Below are 21,376 nucleotides of genomic sequence, written 5' to 3' on the forward strand. Positions count from 1 at the left end.
CCCCCGCTGCAGGACATTACCGCGCCACGTTCTCAACAAAAGGTGTAGAAACAATAAAAACATAATGGTCACAAGGGTGTGTCCGTAGCGCGAAAGGGTTAGTGCGGATCATGAGCGGTATCTCTATTATCGAAAACGCAGTTCTCAAGCCCACCAAGCGCGAGGTTGCTGAACAATGGTTGGGCTATTTTGAGCACATTGGTTCCTACCGGTTTGTTGACCCCGACGGTCAGGTAGGTATCGAGTCGCTGATTGGCTTCGACCTCGACCGCCGGCTTGTACAAATGCCGGTGACGTACCGCAGTGCCGAATTTGATGCGGAACACACATTGACCACCATGGACCACTCGGTGTTAGGCACCCGCTACGTGAGCAACGCCATGGGCGATCCGGTGGCGGTACGCGAGTACATTCGGGTGATCTTGGAGGCCGACAACGGCGCGCAGCGTTCCGACGGCAAAGTGTCGGTCCTCGACGTGCGCGGAAGCGGCAACCGCGAGGAAAAACTCACCCTCGGGGAGGTGCGCATTCTTGAGGCCACACGGCAGCGCGCGGTGGGCTACGTGCGTATCGACGCCACCCTGCGCGGCTTTGTCCTGCGTGTTCCGCATCTGCTCGTGCCAGAGAACTCCCCGCGCCTAGGGCATAACATCTCGCCGATGCGATTGAACGGCTCTGTGGTGATGTCTCCTAAAACCGTTCTCATCGCAGCGGAGCTCAGCTGGCACGATATTTAACCAAGGGCTACCAGATAGTGACTCGCTTTTCTGGGGCGATCCACATGGGGGAGTCCTCTGCCACGTCGAAGGCTTGGTAGAACTCGGCGACGTTGCCGGCAATCACATTGCAGCGGAACTCGGCAGGGGAGTGCGGATCAATGGCGAGGTACTGTGCCGCAAGCTCTGGACGAATCGCTGTGCGCCACACGCGTGCCCATGCGAGGAACAAGCGCTGCAGGCTAGTGAACTGGGTCTTTTCCAGTTCTGGGTCGGCATCTTCGACGTGGAAAGCAGCTAGTGGGGTGGAATCGAAGTCGAGGCCGTGATCGGCGAGGTAGCGTCGATAAGCGATGACTGCGATGCCCAATCCGCCGAGGTCACCGATGTTTTCACCCAAGGTAAACCGGCCATTTACACCCGCACCGCTGGGGTTGTTGTCCGCGAGCACGCTCGGAACCAAGCCCTCGAACTGCTCCACCAGACGGTCCGTCAACGCGCTGAACGCAGCACGATCCTCATCGGTCCACCAGGATTCCAGATTGCCGTGGCCGTCGTACTGCGAACCTTGGTCGTCAAAACCGTGGCCGATCTCATGGCCAATCACCGCGCCGATAGCACCAAAGTTTTCAGCCGCATCGGCATCAGGCGAATAGAACGGTGTCCGCAGGATAGCCGCAGGGAAGGTGATGTCATTGACCACGGGGTTATAAAACGCATTGACGGTTTGCGGGGTGGTAACCCACTCGTTGCGATCCGCCAACCGCCCAATTTTGTTCAGCTCATAGTCGTGGGCAAAGGCAGAACCAGCACGAACGTTATCAAGGAGGTCTGTTCCCTTGGCGCTGAACTCCAAGCCGGCGTAGCTGCGCCAAGAATCTGGATAGCCGATCTTGGCATTGAACTTGTCCAGTTTGTCCAACGCACGCTCACGAGTCTCCGGCGTCATCCACGACAACCCGCTGATGCGCTCACGGTAGGCCTCGATAAGGTAGCTGACCAGCGAAAGCATATCTTTTTTGGAGGACTCGGGGAAGTGGCGTTCCACATACAACGCACCGATTTCTTCACCCACGAAAGACTCCGCCAACCCCAAGGCGCGCTTCCAGCGGTCGCGCTGCTGTGTCGCACCAGAGAGCGTGGTACCAAAGAACTCAAAGTCGGCGCGAGAAATCTCAGGGGTGAGAACACCGGCACGAGAATGCAGGATGTGCCAGGTGGTCAGCAGTTTCCAATCATCAAGACGCTGCGGTGTCAGCAGGGATTCTAGGGCCTCAAAGTAGGAAGGCATCATGGAAATAACACGGTGCTCCGGCAGACCAGCGGCACGCAACAGGGCTGCCACCTGCGGCGGAAGCTCAGCCATCTCAGTGGGATTGAAGGTCTTTACAGCATCGCGACGCTGCACCACATCCCAATGGGCAGCAGCAATATCAGTCTCTAGTGCCAGGATCCGCGTGGCGGCGTCGATAGGCGTGGTGCCCAGCTGCTCCGGTGCAAGGAAACCCAACATCTTTTCCACGTGCTTTTGATAAGCCGCACGCGTCTGCGCATGAGCCTCCTCACGGTAATAGGCCTCATCCGGCAACGTAATACCTGACTGCATGATATAAGCCACGGACTCGTCACCAGCAGAATCCTTCGCAACCCAGAACCCCACAGGTCCGCCCACGCCCACGCGGTCCAACGCGCCCAAGGCCTGAACAAACTCCGGCACCGTAGCAACATCGATCAGTGCGAGATCCTTATCGAGGGCCGCAATACCCGCCGACTCGATGCCCTCGGTATCCATGAACGAGGCATACAACTTTCCGGCCAACGAATCAGCAGAATCCGCCACGATCGTGTGCACATCTTCTTCCGCGCGATCCCGCAAGCCATGGAAAGTGCCATCCACGCCACGATCGTCTGGAATCACATGAGAATCCAACCACGGGCCATTAACAAAACGGTAGAGGTCTGACAGGGCAAAACGGTGCTGATTATCATTCATACGCACCACTCTAGTGAGGTTATCCAACATTGGGGTAACCGCATGTCACGATGACCTAGTAGGTTGTATCTCATGTCGCATTATCAATTCCGGCCGGCGGTGACGGCCAAAACATGGAGCCTGCTCGCACTAGGAGTGATCACTGCTCTTGTGCTGCCAGCGCTTCTCAACATGGTCACCCCAGATGTGGACGCTAAGACCGTGAATGTTTCCCTAGGCTCCGAGCAGGAAAAATGGGAAATGCCCATGTTTAAAAATGACTCCTCCCGCCTGCAATGCGAAGAATCCATGTCGGATTTACTTACCCCCGCCTGGGATTGCGACGGCGCAACACTGACCTCCATGGTGGTGTGGGGCAGTAAAGACCAAGACATGACGTTACGACGCATGATGCGACTCAATTCCATGATTGACCCAGGCGATGAGGTCCCCATCTTGCACAAGGGTGGCGTGCGCATTATCAGCAGCCCTGAGAACCCCAACCAAGTCGGCCTGAGTCTAGAGCGACCCGCCGACGACGTTGAGCACACCGGCACCCTATTCGTGCTTGTCGACGGGCCCGAATTTGATAGCTACGCCGAGCTGGTGTTTAACAACCTCCGTGCTGAAGAAGCCCGCATCGCTGGTGGCGAGCACGAACCGATGACCCTAGAAGAACTCACCAAAGGGTTCGACAAAGCCCACAAGGGGGACGCACACACATGAGCACCCAACGAGCACAACCCGCATCCATCTCATGGGTGCTGTGGACCCTCATCGGTATCTCGATACCAGTCATAGTGTTTTTCACCTTCGCTAACTACTTCGCCTCTCCGATCGCGGCATTCCTTGGTGTCCTCTTCGGCCTCGTCTATTTCGCCGTAGGCACCGCACTATTTTTCTTCTCACCCATGTGGCCCACCGCCGGCTGGAAGTGGTACTTCGCGTGCATCGGCTGGGGCGCCGGTGCCTCCTTCTGCATTGTCATGCTATCTGCGGCCCCGTTTACAGATCTCACAGACAAACTGGGATGGGAAGCCATCTCCGCCTCATTCGCCGGTGCCTACCCCGAAGAGATCGCGAAGTCTCTCGGCGTGCTGCTCATCTTGTTTACCTTCTCCAAACTGACTCGCCCTTGGCACGGTTTTGTTACCGGAGCCATGATCGGATTGGGTTTCGAGGTCTTTGAAAACATCAGCTACGGCGTACTTGGGGCGATGAGCGACCCCAACACCGACATCACCGGAGCGCTATCTTCGTGGGGGATCCGCAGCATCGCAGGCCCAGGCCTGCACGTCGCCTTCACAGCCATCGCAGGCTATGGAATCGGTCTAGCGGTATTCCGCTACGGCTGGGACACCCTCCAGCGCTTCCTTGTGGGACTATGCGCACTTGGTGTGGCCTTCTGCCTGCACTTCACATGGAACTTGCAGTTTGATAGCTACGCCAAGCAAATCGCCAACTTTATCATCGTGGCGTTGATCCTCTACCCACTGATGGTGTGGCTCTGGCTGCGGTGCCATAGGCAAGCCAAAAACGATCTCGGGGTAGTGCGCATGAAGAGCCCCATTACGACCATCGCTGAGCTGCAGCGTCGCAAGCTCGCCACCACCTCTGAAGAAAGCCAGCCTCATGCGTCTTAACATCACCACGATTATCGCCGCCACCGTCACCGCCGGAGCTCTCGCGCTTTCTTCCTGTGGATCCATCGAATCCATCGAGGGCGGAAGCCACCACAACTCCGACACCATCGTGGTGGGATCGCAGGATTACTACTCCAACGAAATCATCGCAGAGATTTACTCGCAGGCCCTCGAGGCCAAGGGCTACACCGTGGACCGCCAGTTCCGAATCGGGCAACGCGAGGTCTACGTCGACGAAATCGAATCTGGGCGTATCGACGTCTTCCCCGAATACACCGGCCCACTCCTTCAACACTGGAAACCAGATACCGAAGCCCGCGAGAAAACAGAGGTGTATCAGCAGCTCAAAGAAGCATTGCCTGAGCACCTTGTAGCCCTTGATCAATCAGCGGCCACCGATCAAGATTCCTATGTGGTGACCGAGGAGTTTGCCAAAAAACACCACGTAAAGTCCATCGCTGACCTTGCCGAAGCTGCCAAAAAACAACCCCTCACACTCGGCGCCAACTCGGAGGCCCAAGACCGCCCAAACGGCCCCAAAGGGCTAGAAAAAACCTATGGGGTGTCCGTCGGCTTTACTCCCATCGAGGATTCTGGCGGACCGCTAACCGTCAAAGCACTACGCGACAACTCCATCCAGTTGGCCATCATCTACAGTGCGGACCCGTCGATAAGCACGAACCACCTGACCACCCTCGAAGACCCCAAGGGGCAATTCCTCGCCTCCCACGTGGTCACCATCGCACACGACGATGTCCCCCTCGGTGCCGCAACCGTGCTCAACAAGGTCAATGCCACACTGACAACCAAGCAACTCCGCGAACTCAACGCCCGCTCCGTCAACGAGCAACTACCCAGCTCTGTGATCGCCAAAGACTGGATCAAACAACACCTATAAAACCCGAAAAATAGGGGCAGCTAGCGCGGAACACCATGCGTGACTAGCTGCCCTGTTTGCGTGGCCACATGAGCGGCGCTCAACGTCTCAGCAATGTACAAATCGCCGCGTCCCACCAGCGTCACATCCCCCGTGGTCTGCAGTGAACCCAAACGAACGTCCTCGTCCAACGACAATCCCAACGGGCCTGACGCGGAAATAGACGCAACTTCTGGGCCACACAAAACCAGTATGACCGGCTCGGTTGTTGTCACACGAATATCTTGATTGCCCACCCTGTAAGTGCCAGGTTCTGAGATGGTTCCATCTGCGGGCGCGCTGCGCACCTCAGAGGATGCAGAGATCAAGCTAGCCGCAGTGATGTGGTCCGAATTGCGCGACGTCATCCCCGATATCCCAGCGATCACGCTGGCGCCCACCACGGCTGCAGTAATCCCGACCATGGTTAGCTTTCGCATCGGCACACCTCTTTGAAGTCTCACGGAAGATAGTTTCTAGCATGCGTCGGCAAGCTGTGGATTAGCTGTAAAGGGCTAAGGGGTTGGCTGCCAAAAAGGGGTGGGGATAAGAAAAGTGAGTAGTTCGTGCCAAATTAAATCTTTTCTTATATCTCCGACCTGCGGAAACGCTGCGGAGGTGAAAAAGTTTTGGCACGAACTACTCACTTGTGATGCAAAGGCTGGCTAGTTCTTAGTCACCTTCGTATCAATGTTCATCCGGCCTGGGTACCACAGCCCAGATCGAGTGATCGTTTCGGTGTCCACGGTGGCTACATCGGGAGCTTCGCCCTTGGAATTAGTGCGCAGCTTGTACACCTTGATAGAACCCCAGTCGCGAACCCAGTCATTCTTGGAGTAGCTCGGCAACTCGTAGCTGGAGTTGATCGTCTCAGCAATGCCGGTCACGCCACCGCCAGCGAAGTCCTGGAAGTTCATACCGCTTTGCTTACCCTTAGCATCCGCAGAAATGCGGTACTCAGGGATTTCTGCCACACCTGCATAGTGGTTGAAGGTGCGCTGGCACGGGAACTGCAGCGGTACCGCCCAGTCCAGTAGGCCTGGGGTAGAGGCAGGGAATTGGTTGGCCAAGGTGTCCATGGTGGGCACGCGTGGTGGGGTAAAGGCGATCCACTCGTCGGGGTCGAGGCTGGTGTCTTTGGCATGGATGCGGATCACGTCGGCGTCATCGGGGATGTCGCTCAGTGGGAGTCGCAGGTTGCGCCAGGTGGAGTCGATACCACTGTCGAGCAGGTCGAGCTCGCCGAGTTTTTCTGCCTTGCCGGAGGAGCCACCAGTGTTGCTGCGGCCGTATTCCAGCACGATCTTTTGGCCGTTTTCCACAATGCCGTTGACATCCTTGTGCTTGATGGATCCTGCGGCGGAGACAACAACCAGTGGGGTGTTGTCGGTGGTTTCTGGCAGCTTGAACCAGCTGGAGGTTGCCTCAGCGATTTCTTGTTTGCCATCGGTCCACGAGCCCAACACCGGTACGGTGCGGTAATCCAAGTTGAAGGGGAGTCGGGAGTGAGAACCGTTCACGCCTTGGTCGGCGCGGTGGGTTTCTTTCTTCTTCGCAGCTTCTTCTTGGTTGTCGGAGGTTGCGTCAGCTTTCGCTGCAGAGCCATCAGAGTCAGCACCCGCTGCGGTGTTGGATGCGTCGGAGTCAGCTGCGGCAGTGCCAGAACCGTCGCCGGTGCTGTTTGCTGCGCCGAGTGCTTCCGGTCGGTTTTCTGGGGTAAATGCCCACGGTGAGATGCGGTTCGGGTCGAAGCCGCGGACGTCGTCGTTAGTAAGGGAGTCGCCTAGTGTGCCGGTGAGCGGCGTGAGGAAGGACTCGTTGGTGTTTGTTTCTACGAGGACATCGTTGGCGAGGTTGCAGGTGTCACCCTTGAGCGAACGGAGGTTGCCTAAGCCGACGGAGTAATTCGGGTATTGGTCGATGAATCCCTTGGTCAATGAGGCTAGGGAGAATGCGACTGCGAAGATACTCAGGATAGCGATGGGTGCGGCTGCAAGGCCTTCGAAGTACTGCTTGCGGAAGGGGCGGTTGACCATCGTGGGGTCTTCGCCGCGGGCTTCTGCTTGTTCCTCGGCGACGTCTTTGCGGAAGGATACGAGCACACCGGCAGCCATGACGACCAGTGAGAGCAGCAACATCACGGTTGATGCTTCGATCCCGTGGAATTGGATGGTCTTGTCCCACCAAGGGATGGAGTAGCTCGAGGTGTACCACCAGCCGTTGGGGCCTGCGAGGGCGAAGGCGAACACGAAGAGGATGCCGCCGGTCAGCAGAATGCGGGCGCGTGGGGAGCGTAGCGCGATGTGCGAAAGCGCTACGGCACCTACACCAGCTAGTGCTGCGGCTATGCCGGCCCACACACCGAAGTGGTGCGTCCACTTGGTGGGGGTGAACATCATGAAGAACAAGGTGCCCACCATGACGAGCATGAGGCGCATGACGGGGCCTTTGTTGGTGCCTGGTACTTTGCCTTGGCGCAAGATGGTGGCACCGACGAGTGCTGCGGCGACAAAGGTGAAGAAGACTCCGACGCGGCGGGCGAAGGAGCCGTCGACTGTTTGCATCATGAGCACTTGGTAGCGCACGAGTTCGTTGTACCAGCTCAGGGCTGGGCCTTTGTCGCCGCGCACGTGGATGGATTCCAGCACGTTGCGCAGTGTTTGGTCACCGAAGACGGCGATAAACACGGCGGTGCCGGCGGCCATGAATGGTGCGACCATGGCCATTACGCTCACCGCGATGGAGCGTTTCGACGCCCCCGTGTTCAGGTAGGGCAGGCGTCGGTAGACGATGCGGATGAGGTAGGACAGTCCGGCGAGGACTGCGGTGACTGCCATGAGGCCGGTGGGGCCGCAGGCGAGGGTAAATGCTGCCAGCATCGTGCCTATTGCTGCTGGTAGGAGGCGTTGGGTGGCGATTGCTACCTCGAACGACAACCAAGTTAGTAGTGTGCCAGCGGCAATGATGGGTTCGGGGCGCAGGCCGTTATTGTAGGCCAGCCAGAAGGAGAGGAACACAAATGCTGTGGTCCATTGTGCGACGCGGCGCTGTGCGATTTTTTCGCCAAGGCGTGGTAGTACCTCGCGGGAGAGGACGAGCCAGATCACGATGGCGGAGATCAGTGATGGCAAGCGCATCCAAATGGAGGCGGTGGACACCTTGGACATGAGGCCGAGAAGGTCGTAGTAGGGGGCGCCGAAGGGGGATTCTGGCACACCGAACCAGCGGTAGTAGTTGGCCATGTAGTCGGAGGCCGAGGAGGCCCTGGCCATGGTGAGGATGAAGCCATCATCGGAGGTGTTAGCGCCGATGAAGTACCAGACCAGCAGGATGGCGCCCACGATGGCGTCGAGGGGCCGTGGGCGGAAGAAGCCCTTATTGAGGAAGCGGATGTCGGTGGCGCCGTCGCGACGATCGAGCATGCCGAGGGAGATCAGGGAGATCAGCAGCATGAGGCCGCCGAGCCACATGGAGGCGTATTTGGCTAGGGTCGGCGAGGAGGTAAAGCGTGAGTTGATCTCTACATGGGCGTTAAGTCCGGCGTTGAGGAGGTCAGCTGCGGCGTTGCTTTCCAGCTCGGTGTAGATGCCCATGATGATGGGACGAACGTCGCGTTCCACGGTTTCGGTGGTGGAGTCGTCGCCTTCGATGCCGGCGGTTGTTTCGTCCTCGGTTGAGGAGATCGCGATGGTGGCGTCGGCAGGCAGTTGGGCGAGTTCGCGTTTGCCCAGGTCGAGCACGAGTTCGCCGTGGGAGGTGATTTGCAGGCCGTCGTCGTTTGCGCGCACGAAGAGTCCGCGGGCACCGGCATCTTCGCTGTTGGCGGGCAGTGTGCCTAGGATGAGGTCTTGGCCTTTGCGCAGCTTATCGACGCTTGCCACTGGGATCTTCGCATCGAAAGAGATGGGCGTGTAGCTCATCAGTGGAGCGCTCACGCTGTTGAGTGAGCCGTTTTGTGGCCACGACACACTCGATTGCACCTGGTTGACGGGCATGAGTGGGGTGATGATGAACAGGACGAAGCCGATCACACCGGAAAGGATCGCCGCCCACTTTATGCCGGTGATGTTAGTGTTCATAGGCTTAGTCATGCGTCACCACCACGAATGGTCCTACTTGGGTGACAGTCCATGGGCTATTTTCTCCTTGGAATACCTCGGGGTTAAAGCGAACACCCTTGAACCATACGTTGGGGTTGCTTGGGAAGATGTCGATAGCAAGGTTGAAGTTCCAGCCGTCCTTTGAATCCGAGGAGCCTGTGGAATCGGCGCGCAGCACGAATGCATCGGGGCTACGCCATGGAACGTTCGATACGGCACGATCAAAGTCTTGGGGGTCCTTCAAGGAATCCCAGCTTTGCGACGCCCAATTCTCGATAACTGCATTGCGCTTTTCAAACTCGCCCAACGGGTTGGCATAGTGCGAGGTAAACGCCTGGAAACCGAGGTATGGGTAGTAGGTGAGGAAGTTGAACTCGTCGGTGAGCACCACGGTGTCTGCCGCCGGCTTGCCGGTCTTTTCTTGGATCACACGATCTATTTCCGCGTAGTACTGTGTAGCATCCGGTGGCAAGAAGTCAGCACGGTGACCGTCGCCATCGGTGTTGGTGTACGCGAGCTCAATGGCGTGCGCGTTACGATCTGGAATTGCCTGCGCATACTGAATACCCGCCAACGCCAAGACCACCACGCAGATCACATTGATACGCGTGGACAAGCTTGTAGAAAACTGCACAGGATAGAAGCGGTGCACCGCCACAAGGCGCAACTCGGCAAGACCGAGCACACCTGCGGTCCCCAGAATGATGGTGATAACCGAATCCAGACGGAATCCCAGCAGTGTGGTTCCGCTCAGCGCAACAGACATCGAGGCGATAACCCAGAGGTACATTACGGCCAAGCCGACGCCCATAGCGCACACATCGGGATCCATCACACGCATGATCAGGTAGATCAAGCCGATAAGGCACAGCACGCCAACAAAGCTGGTGGCAAACATTGGCAGTGGCACCACGGTGCCCTCAGATGGGAGGAAGTGAGAGGCCGCTGCAGTGCCCTCGTAATGGCCGGTAAACCGCAGCCACAAGTATGGTCCCCACACAATCGAGGCGATAGCCATCGAGGACACGCCGATAACGATGATCTGACGAATCGGCCGCCACGAACGAAGCACGAATGCGAAGAACAGGCCCGAAACCGTGACCAAGCTCAGCGCAATCACCGCAGTGTACAAGGTGTATGTGGAAGCGGAAGCGCCCAAGTACACCACAACACCCACGGTGGCCAGCTTCTGGCCTGATAGCGCACGACGACCCATCACCAGTGCTGCAGGAATGCCCATAGCAATCACACAGGCATAAGGCTCAAAAGCGCATAGTGTTAGAGCAATAGCGGTAGTAACCAGCGCAATTGCCGTAGCAACAGGCAAGCTGCCCACCAATCGCTGCCACACAGGCACCAACACACAGCCAGTGACCGCAATGCTCAACAATGCCCACGGCTGATAGATCGCCCACCCCGGGTACCCAATAAGCTGCGCAAACCGCGCACCTAACCAGAACCACGCACCTGGGTAATACGCCGGAAGATCGGCATAGTTCATATCCGGTAGCCCCTGCGTAGCCGTCAGACGGGTAAGGAACTGGGTGCGGAAGCCCTGGTCAACCGTAATGCCTTCCAAGTACAGGCGGCTAGGAGAGAGCGGCACACCAATGGCTGACATGACCAAACCAGCCGGTGCCATATGGGTCACCGCATAGGTGATCCACGTGCGCCAGCGCGGCCGCGTGGTGCCCCTCTTGTCATCTGCCATCCACCACAGTACAAAAATGCAGGTTACTAGCAGGGTAAGGAAGATACCCACGGTAGCGCCCGCCTTGGTGACCTGCGAACCACCAAACGGTGGCAGTTTGACCACCTTGAGGAGATACCACAAGCCCAAAGTACAGATGGAGCTACCAAAGATCGTGGCCACAATGGCAATCAGAGTAGCTTTTGCAGAGAGCTGATCCGGGGCGTACATCACCACGGATGTGAGCTCTGAGTCTGAAGCCTCTCCCTGGGTGGTATTCCTTTGCGCACGCACCTGCGAAGAACCCCCTGAAGGGGAGGCATGTTTACTCGGGGCAGATTCAGTCATAGATAACAGTTTGGCACATGGTCTTGACATGGCAAGCAGCGCCGACCTGGAAACGCAAAAAATGGTGCCCCTTATGACCAGATCGGAGTACTTTTCCGGTCACAAGGGGCACTACAAAGTGATGTGCGACAACCTACAAACTAGAAGGGCAGCTTGCGGAAGATTGCCTGCGGGATGAACTTGAACGCCAAGGAAACGTACTCGAACAGTGGGTGAACAAAGATGGCGCTCTTGCGGTTGAGCACAGCGTCGAACGTAGCCTTAGCCACATCCTCTTTATTCACCGTCAATGGTGCCTCGCCAGCGTCGGCGGACATCTTGGTGCGCACCTGGCCTGGGCGCACAACCACAACGTTGGCACCGGATGGGCGCAGAGCCTCACCGAGGTTGACGTAGAAGCCGTCCATGCCGGCCTTGGACGCACCATAGACAAAGTTCGAGCGACGCACACGCTGGCCAGCAACGGAGGACAGCGCCACGATGGTGCCGTGGCCCTGCTCCTTGAACTTCTCGCCTAGGAGCACACCGACGGACACTGGTGCGGTGTAGTTGGTCTGTGCCGAGGTGACAGCAGCCTTCTGGTCCTGCCAGAGCTGCTCTTGATCGCCCAGGGTGCCAAAGGCCACGATTGCGAGATCCACATCGCCTTGAGCCCATGCGAGGTCGATAACCTCGGCGTGCTTGTCAAAGTCGGTGGCATCGAAGTCGATCACGTCGACCTCCGAAGCGCCCGCAGCTTTCATCTGGGCGACGGCTGCGTCGATACGCGGGGAGTCCTGACGCGCTGCCAACGTGACATGAGCTGGGCCTTTGGCCAAAAACTCGGCGACGATGGAAAGACCGATTTCGGACGTGCCGCCCAACAGAAGAATATTTTGTGCTTGGCCTACTGCATTCAGCATGAGGAAGTAGTCCTTTCTTTTAGTGCAGCTCGAGGCGGCGGGACATATCGGACGCAAAGACACCCGTGGGGTCGATAGCGTTGCGGGTCTTCAACCAGCCTTCCATACCTGGGTACATCTTGTGGAAGTTCTCCGCAGAGGTACGGGACTCCTTAGCCAAGTACAGGCGGCCACCGAATTCCATCACGCGCTTATCCAGATCATCCAAGAAAGCGCCAAGACCAGGCTTGATGGGGAAGTCAACGCAGACGTTCCAACCAGGCATTGGGTAGGACAATGGTGCCTTGTTACCCTCACCGAACAGCTTGAACACGTTCAGTGCAGAGTAGTGGCCGGACTTCTGAATGTCCTTGACAATGTCCTTGAATGGCTCGACTGCCTCGCGTGGCACCACGAACTGGTACTGCAAGAAGCCCTTGGAGCCGTAGCCGCGGTTCCACTCACCGATGAGGTCTAGTGGCTGGTAGAACTGCGTGAGGTTTTGCACCTTGTTCTTGTAGGTTCCGGACTTGAGCCACCACAGCTCGCCGATGGCGATCATGGAGAGCTTGTTCATGGTGAAGCTTGGGAAGATATCCGGCACAGTGACCAGCTGCGGAGCATTGAACTTCAGTGGATCCTTAGCCAGCTTCGGTGCGATCTCCTCCAGCTGTGCCAAGGTGGCCAGCGAACCGCGGGAGATGGCGGCACGGCCGAGCTTTGGCTCAGGGGAGATGGCGTCGAACCATGCAGACGAGTAGGTGTAGTTGTGCTCGGAGCCATCGGAGTGGAACTCGATGGTTTCGTCGAGGTTGGCGGTTAGGTCGCCGTCGGCAATGAAGTACGCGGTTTCCGTCTTGGTCATGCGGATGCGTGCGCGTACGATAATGCCGGTCAGGCCCATGCCGCCGACGGTTGCCCAGAACAGTTCGCCGGTGGGGTCGTCTGCGGAGCCTTCTGGCTCAAGGTGCAGGATACGGCCGTCGGCAACGAGCAGTTCCATGGAGGCAACGTGGTCGCCGAAGGAACCTGCGGAGTGGTGGTTCTTGCCGTGGATGTCAGGGCCAATTGCGCCGCCGATGGTTACTTGGCGGGTACCTGGTAGAACGGGAACCCACAGGCCATAAGGCAGTGCGGCTTTCATGAGCTGGTCCAAGGTCACGCCACCGTCGACGTCGACAATCGCCGATTCTGGGTCGATGGAGTGGATCTTGTTCAGGGCTTGCATGTCTACGACGAGGCCACCGGAGTTCTGGGCGGGGTCACCGTAGGAGCGGCCCATGCCACGAGCGATCACGCCGCGCTTGAGGTGCGCTGGCTTGGAATCATTCTGCTCGGCCACCTGGCGGACTGCATCAACGATTACGTCGAGATCTGGGGTGGACAGAACCTCGGCGGTGGTTGGTGCGGTACGGCCCCAACCTGTGAGTTTCTTGGCTTCTGTGTATAGGGCTCCGGAGGCACCGTTCGAAGCTGCGGTGCTGGACGTGCCCTTGTCGGTCGTCATCGTTTTACAACGGTACCCGCTTCACGTGACATGTGACTATGACTGGGCGTGTCCGAGCGGGTGGTTTTTCTCACGTTCTGATGTGGGAACAAACATTTTCGGGGACGAACGCTACCTTATAGATCCATCATTTCGCGGATTTCGCGTGGTAGTTCCTCTTGAGAGCAGATGGTGGGGCCGTCGTACTGCTCGAGGATTTCGTAAACGCGTACTCGCGAGTTGCTGTCGAGCATGGGGATTTCTTCTGCCATGAGCAGCATCATGTCGTTGCTTAATGGCGCTGAGGTGTGTTGTGTTGCGATGGTGTCGCTTGTGACCTCTTTGGGCTGTGGTGCGGGTTGGGACTTGCGCAAAAAACCGAACATGCTGCCACTTTACTGTGAATGGGGGTGCATGTCATGGGGGTTCGCTAGTGTGTGTCCTATGACGAACCAAGCACGTATTTGCCGTCTTTCCGCCGCGTTGTCTGTCGGCCTGATTACCGCGTTGCCGGATTATGTTGCCAACAAGGCTGTTCGCTGGCTGCTTAACTCGCTGATTGCGGGCGCTGGTGTTGGTGTGGTGGCGTATGTGAACAAGCAGGACGAGGACCCCACGAACGACCTTGACGTTGTTGCCCGCGAGCTTATCGACGACTCCCAGTTCGGACCCGCAGCCACTTGGGGGCTGTTCCTCGCCGTTGTGGTGCTGCTGTTCGTGCAGCGTATCGACGCCAAACTCACCGCCGTGGTCACCGGCTGGTTGCGTCGTCGCGGCGTGCGCGCCCCACACACTGTGCTCGGTGTTCTTGCTGCGGCACTGACCTATGCGGAAGTATCAAAGTCATGATCAGCGTTATCGATGTGTTGTCAGGCCCAGCTGATAACCCCACCGTCGTCATGTGGCACGTGCACACCTCGCCCGACTATCCCACAAGCCTCATGTCCGGTGCGTGGGTGCTCGGACCAGCGGAAAGTCATGGGGTTGATAGCCTCGGCTCTCTGCTTACTAACACATGGGCGTTGCCGCTGACTCCGGCGGCCGCAGCGCTAGTGCCCGCTGGGATCCCCGTGATTTCCCTCGACGATGTGCGCGCAGCGGTAGAAGCAGGGCTAGGCGAGATCAAATCAGTGATCGCCTCGGCAAAACAAGACAACCCCAAGCTCGTCGCCCCGCGCTTTAACGCCCTGCCCACAATCAGCCCCGATGACTTCCGTGCCGCCTACCACGGCGAACCCCAAGCAGAAACCGCATGGTCTGCTGCCAGCGCGGTCGCAGCATGGATGCAAACATGGCTTGATATTGAACAACAGCGCCGCAGCCGCGCCTACCTCAAAGACGCGCTGGGATCTTCGGCGCGGTCGCTTCCGTTGCATTTGCTACCTACACGGTAAGATTCCCGCCCGTGACTACAACCAACTCGGCCGCACCACAAAGCGTGACATCCCAAGGCATTAAGTTCATCATCTCCGGTGGTATCTCCGCAGTCGTGGACTTGGGCCTTACCTACATCTGCCAGATCCTCTTCGGCTTCTCCGCCGCAGGTGGCCGCACGATTGGCTTCATCTTTGGCACGCTGACCGCCTATTTGATTAACCGCCGTTGGACTTTCCAAGCGGAGGCCTCCACCAAGCGTTTCATCCAGGTGGCTGTGCTGTACACGATCACCTACTTTGTGAACGTGGGCGGCCACGCTTTGCTGTTTGGCTTGTTCACCTCACCTGGTCTGGGGGAACGCGTGGCTTTGGTGATCGCCTTTGTGATTTCTCAAGGTGTTGCCACGGTGATCAACTTCTTCGTGCAGCGCTGGTTCATTTTCAAGTAGCCTGTGCTGCCCTGTTGGGCCTCAGTGAGTAGTTCGTGCCAAAACTTTTTCGCCTTCGCAGCGTTTCCGCAGGTCGAAGATATAAAAAATAATTTAATTTGGCACGAACTACTCACTCGGCTACTCTCCCACGGAGTATGGGGGAAATAACACAGAAAATACCGCACGCTACTCTCACCCGAAAGCTAGAGAGCGGGGAAATTATCCGTGTGACTCACGGACTGTACTGGCAGGGGGACGTCAACGTAGATGAGCTGGCGGCAGCCCTGTGCCGGCGGGGTTTGTGCTTACGGGTGTCACAGAACTGGAGCTTTTGGCTCGGCAGCCGCTCACGCTGCCGTTGCATGTTGTTGCTAATCGCAGGGTGAAATCTACTGAGTATGTGGTGATACATCGCAGTTCTGTGCGCAAGTATGCGCGTGTGGCAGATGTGCTGATTGAGCTGCCGGTTTATGCGATGCGGTGGCTTGGTAGAAGGCAGGCGATTCGGCTGGCGGAGATTGCTTATGCTGGGCGTGAGGGGCGTGCGCGGTTGGAGCGCCATGCGCAGGGTGCAGTTCCTGTGCGGGTTCGGGAGATTGTGCAGGCTTCGGTTATTGGTGCTGATAGTCCGCCTGAGCGTGATCTGGTGCGTGCGTTGCGATCTGCTGGTGTGGAGTGTGAGAGCAATGTGCGGGTGGGGGATTATCGTTGGGATATTCGTATTTGTGGCAGTGCGGTGCTTATTGAGGTGGATGGCTATGCGTATCACAATGCCGAAAATCGTGAGACTTTTCGTTTAGATCGCTGGAAGGCTAACGACGCCACCCTGCGTGGTTATTTGGTTCTGCGGTATTCGGCTGTCTGCGTGCGGGAGTCTGTGGATGTGATTGTTGATCAGGTTGTTCAGGCGGTGCAGTGTGCGCCGAAGCAGCTTCGTGATGTTGATGAGGCGAGGTGTTGGCATCGCGGAGCGTGGAAGTGGATGCCTGGATTGGCGTGGCTCTAACCACTGTTGATACGTCACCGTGAGTAGTTCGTGCCAAAACTTTTTCGCCTCCGCAGCGTTTCCGCAGGTCGGAGATATAAGAAACGATTTAATTTGGCACGAACTACTCACACCAGAGCCAAGCGCCCTAGAACTAGGGGCGTTCGAATTTCTCGGAGCGCCCGAGTTGGTGGAGTTTGAACCATTCGAGGAATCCGCGGGGGTCGCGTCGCTGGATGAGGAAGAACCAGGCGAAGCGGGCGTATTCCTGTGGGAGGAGGCGTCGCATGCCGGGTTGGTTCATGAGGTAGCCGCGGTTGCGGTAGGTGAAGTAGCGTTTGGCGTCGCTGGCGGGGTATTGGGTGTGCATGCGTCCGCCGAGGATGGGTTTGAATTCGTCAGAGCCGTCGGGGTGGAGGTATGCGGTGGTGAGGCAGGTGCCAAAGTTGAGTCCGGAGCGTACGAGGCGGCGGTGGTATTCGACTTCGTCGCCGCGGATGAATAGTCGCAGGTCAGGAACACCGATGCGTTCCATGGCGGCGGCGGAGATGAGTGCGCCGTTGAAGAGGGATGCGATGCCGGGTAGGAGGGTGTCGCTGGGGTTGTTGGGGTCGATGAGTTCGCTGCGGTAGCGTCGCCATTCGAGTCCGCGGCGTAGGGGGAATGCGAGTCGGTTGGGGTCGTCCATGTTGCAGACCACGGGGGAGACTTCGTCGAGTTGGTGGGTGACGGCTGCGTCGATAAGCGTGGCGAGTACTTGGGGCCCTTCGGGGCGGCCGTCATCGTCGGCACACCAGATGGCGTCGGCTCCGAGGGCGAGGGCGGTGAGGAATCCGTAGGCGAATCCGCCGGCGCCACCGAGGTTGGTGTGCGATGGCAGGTAGATGCCTCGGTCGCCGGCGACGCTGTGGAGGAGGTCGCGTACTGCGTCTTCGCAGCCGTTGTCGACCACGATGATCCACTTCACTGGGTGTGTTTGCGCGGCTACCACCTCGAGGGAGGCGCGGAGGAGCTCGACGCGCTTGTGGGTCACGATGACTGCGGCGATGTTATCTGAAGTGGAAAGCGGCATGGTCCTTATTGTGGCACATTGTGAGGTTTGCCCTACAACGACACAAACAGTGAGGTCAGGATAAGTGAGGATAGTGCAGGCTTACCCCATTTGTGTGTTGTTTTAGCTTAGCCCTAGCTAATTTGCTTCTTATCGCAATAAGATTCAGTTTCATGACTAAGGAAACTTCTCGCATGTCACGACGCGGCTTCATTCGCACTGCTGCCGCTTCCGTGGCCGCATTGGCACTTTCTGGCAGCCTCGTTGCATGTTCGACGGACTCAGCTAGCACCTCCGCTACCACCAGTGCAGCTAACAAAGCACTGACGGTGTTTGCTACCACTGGCTACATTGGCGACGCAGTAAAGAACATCGCCCCTGATGCCGACGTAACCATCATGGTGGGTCCTGGCGGCGATCCGCACACCTATCAGCCCACTACACAGGACATTTCTAAGATTGAGTCCTCTGATGTGGTGCTATGGTCTGGTCTGCACATGGAGGCCAAGATGTTGGATCAGCTGAAGGCGCAGGGGGATCGTCAGGCGGCTGTTGCTGAGGCGATCCCTGAGGACAAGCGTTTGGATTGGCCAGAGCCGGGCGATAATGGCGAGAAGTTGTATGACCCCCACGTGTGGAATTCCACGGAGAACTGGAAGTACGTGGTGGATGCGATTGCGAAGAAGCTGTCTGAGGTAGATAAGGATAATGCCGCTACCTATAAGGACAATGCTGAGAAGTACAAGAAGGAGATCGACGAGACTGCTGCGTATGTGAAGGAGCAGATCGATCAGATTCCGGAGCAGAAGCGTATTTTGATCACTGGTCATGATGCGTTTAGCTACTTTGGCAAGCAGTTTGGTGTGGAGATTCACGCTACGGACTTTGTGACCTCCGAGTCGGAGATGTCGCCAGCGGAGCTTGCTGAGTTGGGCAAGTTTATTGCTGAGAAGAAGATCCCTACGATTTTCCAGGACAATTTGGCTAATCCGCAGGCTATTAACTCTTTGAAGGAGACTGTGAAGGCTAAGGGGTGGAACGTGGAGATTTCCGATAAGGAGCTTTACGCTGATTCCTTGGGTGAGTCTGCACCGACGGATACTTACCTTGGTGTTTTGAAGTACAACGCTGATGCTATCCGCGAGGCTTTGGCTAAGTAATTAGCAAATTTTCTCGACCGCGCTACAACACGTTAATGTGCATGTTTTCGGTGTAGCGCGGTTCTTGTCGCACATCTGACTATTTTTTAAGAGGCGTTATGTCTGTCCCTTTGCACGCGCTGCCACCGGCTTTGGTGATGCGCAATGTGTCTGCGCGTTATGGTTCTACTGTTGCTGTGGAACGCGCTAGTGTTGTGGTTCCTGCTGGCACGGTGATGGGTTTTATTGGCCCTAATGGTGCGGGTAAGTCCTCGTTGATTAAGGCTGCGATTGATTTGATTGATCGCGATGGCGAGGTGGAGTTTTTCGGCGAGAGTTTGGCTGCGTGTCGTAACAGGGTGGGCTATATGCCGCAGAGTGCGGATGTGGATTGGGATTATCCGATCACGGTTCGCCAGGTGGTGCAGATGGGGCTGTTTCCACGGGTGGGGTGGTTTAAGCGGTTGTCGGGGGAGCATAAGGAGCTTGTCGACGCTTCCCTGGCGCGTGTTGGTATCGCGGATTTGGCTAAGCGTCATATTTCTGAGCTGTCGGGTGGGCAGCGTCGTCGTGTGTTTGTGGCGCGTATTCTTGCCCAGCAGCCGGATATTTATTTGTTGGATGAGCCGTTTGCTGGTGTGGATGCTGCCAGTGAGAAGGTGATTCGTGGTGTGTTGCATGAGCTGCGGGATGCGGGCAAGTCGGTGGTGATTGTGCACCATGATTTGTCTACTGTTGAGGAGCTGTGTGACCACGTGACGATTATTAATCGTGGGGTGTTGGCTTCTGGTCCGGTGTCTGAGGTGTTTACTCGTGAGACGGTGAACAAGGCGTTTGGTTTGGGGCTGCTATGAGCCTGATTGAGTTTTTGTCGGAGTTTTCTTTCCGTCGTGTGGTGCTGGGAACCATGTTGATTGGTTTGTGTTCGGGTGCCATGGGAACGTTTTTGTATTTGCGCAGGCAGTCGATGATGAGTGATGTGATTGGGCACTCTGCGACTCCTGGTGTGATGGGTTCGTTTTTGTTGTTTTCTACGGTTCCGGTGTTGGCGGGGTCGCAGTTGCTGGCGCAGTGGGGGATTGATGCGCGTTCGATGCCGGTGATTACGGTGGGGGCGTTGATTACGGGGTTGGCGTCGGCGTTGTTGGCGGACAAGGTGGCTGCGACGACGCGCATTGGTATTGATGCCACTATGGCGGTGATGTTGTCGCTGTTTTTGGGCGGCGGCCTGATTTTGCTGCAGATCATTCAGCGTGGGCGTTATAAGGGCAAGGGCGGCATTGATGAGTTGATGTTTGGTAATGCTGCCACGCTTACTAATTTGGATGTGCGCACGTTGGCTGTGGTGTCTGTGGTGATTTTGGGTGTGATTGTGGCGTTGTGGCGGCCGTTTACGCTGTTGGTGTTTGATCCGGTGTTGGCGCGGATGTCGGGGATGCCGCGGTGGATTAATGGTGTGTTGTTTGTGATTATCACGCTGGGCATGGTGATTGGTGTGAAGGCGGTGGGCCTGATCTTGATGATTGCGTTTGCTGTGTTCCCGCCGGCTGCTGCGCGTCAGTGGTCGCGTACGGCGTTGCAGATGGTGGTTGCGTCGGCTCTGATTGGTGGGGCGTCGGCGGTGTTGGGCACCTATATTTCGATTTCGGTGGGTAAGGTGCCCACGGGCCCGGTGATTGTGTTGGTGCTGGCTGCGACTGTGCTGGTGTCTATGGTGTTGTCGCCGCGTAGGAGTGGGGTGTCGGCATGACGTTTGCGGTGTCTGTTTCGTTGTTGGCGCTGGTGGTGGCGCTTACCGCTGCGATTCCTGGGGTGGTGTTGGTGTTGCGTCGACAAGCGATGCTTTCCGACGCCCTCTCCCACGCCGTTTTGCCGGGCATTGCGGTGGGCGCGTTGTGGACTACTAATCCGAATTCGCCTATTTTGTTGATCGGTGCGACGTTGAGTGGTGTGCTGGTCATGGCGCTCACGGAGTGGGTGCGTGGCCGCAAGCGGGTGACTGAGGATAGTGCTACGGGCCTGATTTTCCCCGCGTTTTTCGCTATCGGTGTGATTCTGATTTCCACGAAGTTTAATCGCTCGTCGATTTCTGAGCACACGGTGCTCGTGGGTGATCTCAACATTTCTGCCATGCAGCATCTGGTGGTGGGAACCATTGATTTTGGCCCGAAGAGTGCGTGGATTATTGGCGCGGTAGGCTTGCTCACGTTGGTCCTGTTGTTGGTGGCTAAGCGGCCGCTGGCGATTTCGACTTTCGATCCCGTTTTTGCGCGCACGGTGGGTATTCGCACGCGCTTGATTAACTATCTGGTGATGACGATGGTGTCGCTGACCATCGTGGTGGTCTTCGATGCTGCTGGCGCGGTGTTGGCTGTTGCGTTGATGATTGTGCCTGCTGCGACCGCATTGATGATCGCTTCTTCGGAAGGTGCCATGTTGTTGGTCACGTTGGTTGTTGCTGCGGTGAGTTCTCAGGCGGGGTTCTGGGTGGCGTATCGTCTCGACGCGGCGACCTCGCCGACGATGGCGTTTGTCGACGGCCTCATCTTCCTCGCGGTGTGGGGTATTATTCGTGCGCGTCGCCGGCTGCGGCGTTGAAAACTGCAGTTCTGCTAACTGTTGATGGGTATCTAAGTGTGTGC

At 57.3% G+C, this 21,376-nt stretch carries 19 protein-coding genes and 1 pseudogene; 12 read left to right on the plus strand and 8 right to left on the minus strand.

What is annotated here, in order from left to right; genetic code table 11:
- The first annotated feature begins 110 nt into the window (after positions 1 to 110).
- Positions 111 to 737: a CG0192 family protein gene (locus AT687_RS00565; protein ID WP_014318472.1), complete on the plus strand. Its 627-nt coding sequence runs from the start codon at positions 111 to 113 to the stop codon at positions 735 to 737.
- Positions 738 to 744: 7 nt separating this feature from the next.
- On the opposite strand, the gene AT687_RS00570 is transcribed toward AT687_RS00565, so the two are convergent.
- Positions 745 to 2,739, minus strand: a complete 1,995-nt coding sequence (locus tag AT687_RS00570; protein ID WP_014318473.1) for a M13 family metallopeptidase — start codon at positions 2,737 to 2,739, stop codon at positions 745 to 747.
- Positions 2,740 to 2,781: 42 nt separating this feature from the next.
- On the opposite strand from AT687_RS00570, the gene AT687_RS00575 reads away from it, so the two are divergent.
- Genes AT687_RS00575 through AT687_RS00585 form a run of 3 tightly spaced genes read left to right on the plus strand, consistent with a single transcriptional unit; the run spans position 2,782 to position 5,229 of the window.
- A complete protein-coding gene (locus AT687_RS00575) occupies positions 2,782 to 3,414 on the plus strand; it encodes a hypothetical protein (RefSeq protein WP_014318474.1) in 633 nt (210 codons plus the stop codon).
- On the plus strand, positions 3,411 to 4,331 hold the full coding sequence (locus AT687_RS00580; protein ID WP_014318475.1) for a PrsW family intramembrane metalloprotease: 921 nt from the start codon (positions 3,411 to 3,413) through the stop codon (positions 4,329 to 4,331). Before AT687_RS00575 ends, AT687_RS00580 begins: the two co-directional genes overlap by 4 nt.
- Positions 4,321 to 5,229, plus strand: coding sequence for an ABC transporter substrate-binding protein (locus AT687_RS00585; RefSeq protein WP_014318476.1), 909 nt, complete (start codon positions 4,321 to 4,323; stop codon positions 5,227 to 5,229). The genes AT687_RS00580 and AT687_RS00585 overlap by 11 nt, the downstream gene beginning before the upstream one ends.
- Positions 5,230 to 5,249: 20 nt before the next feature.
- Here AT687_RS00585 and AT687_RS00590 read toward each other — a convergent pair whose 3' ends face one another.
- The 6 genes from AT687_RS00590 to AT687_RS00615 form a co-directional block, all read right to left on the minus strand.
- Positions 5,250 to 5,687 (minus strand): hypothetical protein, encoded by a 438-nt coding sequence (locus AT687_RS00590; RefSeq protein WP_016830456.1) that lies wholly within the window; start codon positions 5,685 to 5,687, stop codon positions 5,250 to 5,252.
- Positions 5,688 to 5,912: 225 nt separating this feature from the next.
- Positions 5,913 to 9,338, minus strand: a complete 3,426-nt coding sequence (locus AT687_RS00595) for an arabinosyltransferase domain-containing protein (RefSeq protein ID WP_014318478.1) — start codon at positions 9,336 to 9,338, stop codon at positions 5,913 to 5,915.
- Positions 9,331 to 11,331, minus strand: a complete 2,001-nt coding sequence (locus tag AT687_RS00600; RefSeq protein WP_014318479.1) for a galactan 5-O-arabinofuranosyltransferase — start codon at positions 11,329 to 11,331, stop codon at positions 9,331 to 9,333. Before AT687_RS00600 ends, AT687_RS00595 begins: the two co-directional genes overlap by 8 nt.
- 194 nt (positions 11,332 to 11,525) lie before the next feature.
- Positions 11,526 to 12,287, minus strand: coding sequence for a decaprenylphospho-beta-D-erythro-pentofuranosid-2-ulose 2-reductase (locus AT687_RS00605; protein ID WP_010934068.1), 762 nt, complete (start codon positions 12,285 to 12,287; stop codon positions 11,526 to 11,528).
- A 19-nt stretch (positions 12,288 to 12,306) separates the two neighbouring features.
- Positions 12,307 to 13,773 (minus strand): decaprenylphosphoryl-beta-D-ribose oxidase, encoded by a 1,467-nt coding sequence (locus tag AT687_RS00610; protein ID WP_003850144.1) that lies wholly within the window; start codon positions 13,771 to 13,773, stop codon positions 12,307 to 12,309.
- A 116-nt stretch (positions 13,774 to 13,889) separates the two neighbouring features.
- The gene (locus AT687_RS00615) at positions 13,890 to 14,138 is read right to left on the minus strand and encodes a hypothetical protein (RefSeq protein ID WP_021334761.1); all 249 of its coding nucleotides are present in this window, start codon (positions 14,136 to 14,138) and stop codon (positions 13,890 to 13,892) included.
- Between the two features lie 28 nt (positions 14,139 to 14,166).
- On the opposite strand from AT687_RS00615, the gene AT687_RS00620 reads away from it, so the two are divergent.
- The 4 genes and pseudogenes from AT687_RS00620 to AT687_RS00635 all read left to right on the plus strand — a co-directional run bounded on the left by AT687_RS00620 (position 14,167) and on the right by AT687_RS00635 (position 16,565).
- A complete protein-coding gene (locus AT687_RS00620; protein ID WP_010934070.1) occupies positions 14,167 to 14,601 on the plus strand; it encodes a hypothetical protein in 435 nt (144 codons plus the stop codon).
- Positions 14,598 to 15,146: a hypothetical protein gene (locus AT687_RS00625; RefSeq protein WP_014317444.1), complete on the plus strand. Its 549-nt coding sequence runs from the start codon at positions 14,598 to 14,600 to the stop codon at positions 15,144 to 15,146. Before AT687_RS00620 ends, AT687_RS00625 begins: the two co-directional genes overlap by 4 nt.
- Positions 15,147 to 15,157: 11 nt before the next feature.
- Entirely contained in the window at positions 15,158 to 15,577 is a 420-nt protein-coding gene (locus AT687_RS00630; RefSeq protein WP_014318480.1) for a GtrA family protein, read from the plus strand.
- 209 nt (positions 15,578 to 15,786) lie between these two features.
- A pseudogene (locus AT687_RS00635) lies at positions 15,787 to 16,565 on the plus strand (DUF559 domain-containing protein).
- 133 nt (positions 16,566 to 16,698) lie between these two features.
- Here the strand turns inward: AT687_RS00635 and glfT1 are convergent.
- Complete coding sequence (gene glfT1 / locus AT687_RS00640) at positions 16,699 to 17,616, minus strand: galactofuranosyltransferase GlfT1 (protein ID WP_003850156.1); 918 nt, start codon at positions 17,614 to 17,616, stop codon at positions 16,699 to 16,701.
- 173 nt (positions 17,617 to 17,789) lie between these two features.
- Between glfT1 and AT687_RS00645 the strand changes: the two genes are divergently transcribed.
- The 4 genes from AT687_RS00645 (at position 17,790) to AT687_RS00660 (ending at position 21,332) form a co-directional block, all read left to right on the plus strand.
- Positions 17,790 to 18,755, plus strand: coding sequence for a metal ABC transporter substrate-binding protein (locus tag AT687_RS00645; RefSeq protein WP_003850159.1), 966 nt, complete (start codon positions 17,790 to 17,792; stop codon positions 18,753 to 18,755).
- 98 nt (positions 18,756 to 18,853) lie between these two features.
- Positions 18,854 to 19,588, plus strand: a complete 735-nt coding sequence (locus AT687_RS00650; RefSeq protein WP_014301219.1) for a metal ABC transporter ATP-binding protein — start codon at positions 18,854 to 18,856, stop codon at positions 19,586 to 19,588.
- On the plus strand, positions 19,585 to 20,484 hold the full coding sequence (locus AT687_RS00655) for a metal ABC transporter permease (protein ID WP_014318482.1): 900 nt from the start codon (positions 19,585 to 19,587) through the stop codon (positions 20,482 to 20,484). The genes AT687_RS00650 and AT687_RS00655 overlap by 4 nt, the downstream gene beginning before the upstream one ends.
- Positions 20,481 to 21,332, plus strand: a complete 852-nt coding sequence (locus AT687_RS00660; protein WP_003850165.1) for a metal ABC transporter permease — start codon at positions 20,481 to 20,483, stop codon at positions 21,330 to 21,332. Before AT687_RS00655 ends, AT687_RS00660 begins: the two co-directional genes overlap by 4 nt.
- Positions 21,333 to 21,376 lie beyond the last annotated feature (44 nt).

It is taken from the genome of Corynebacterium diphtheriae, assembly GCF_001457455.1.
GTDB lineage: Bacteria > Actinomycetota > Actinomycetes > Mycobacteriales > Mycobacteriaceae > Corynebacterium > Corynebacterium diphtheriae.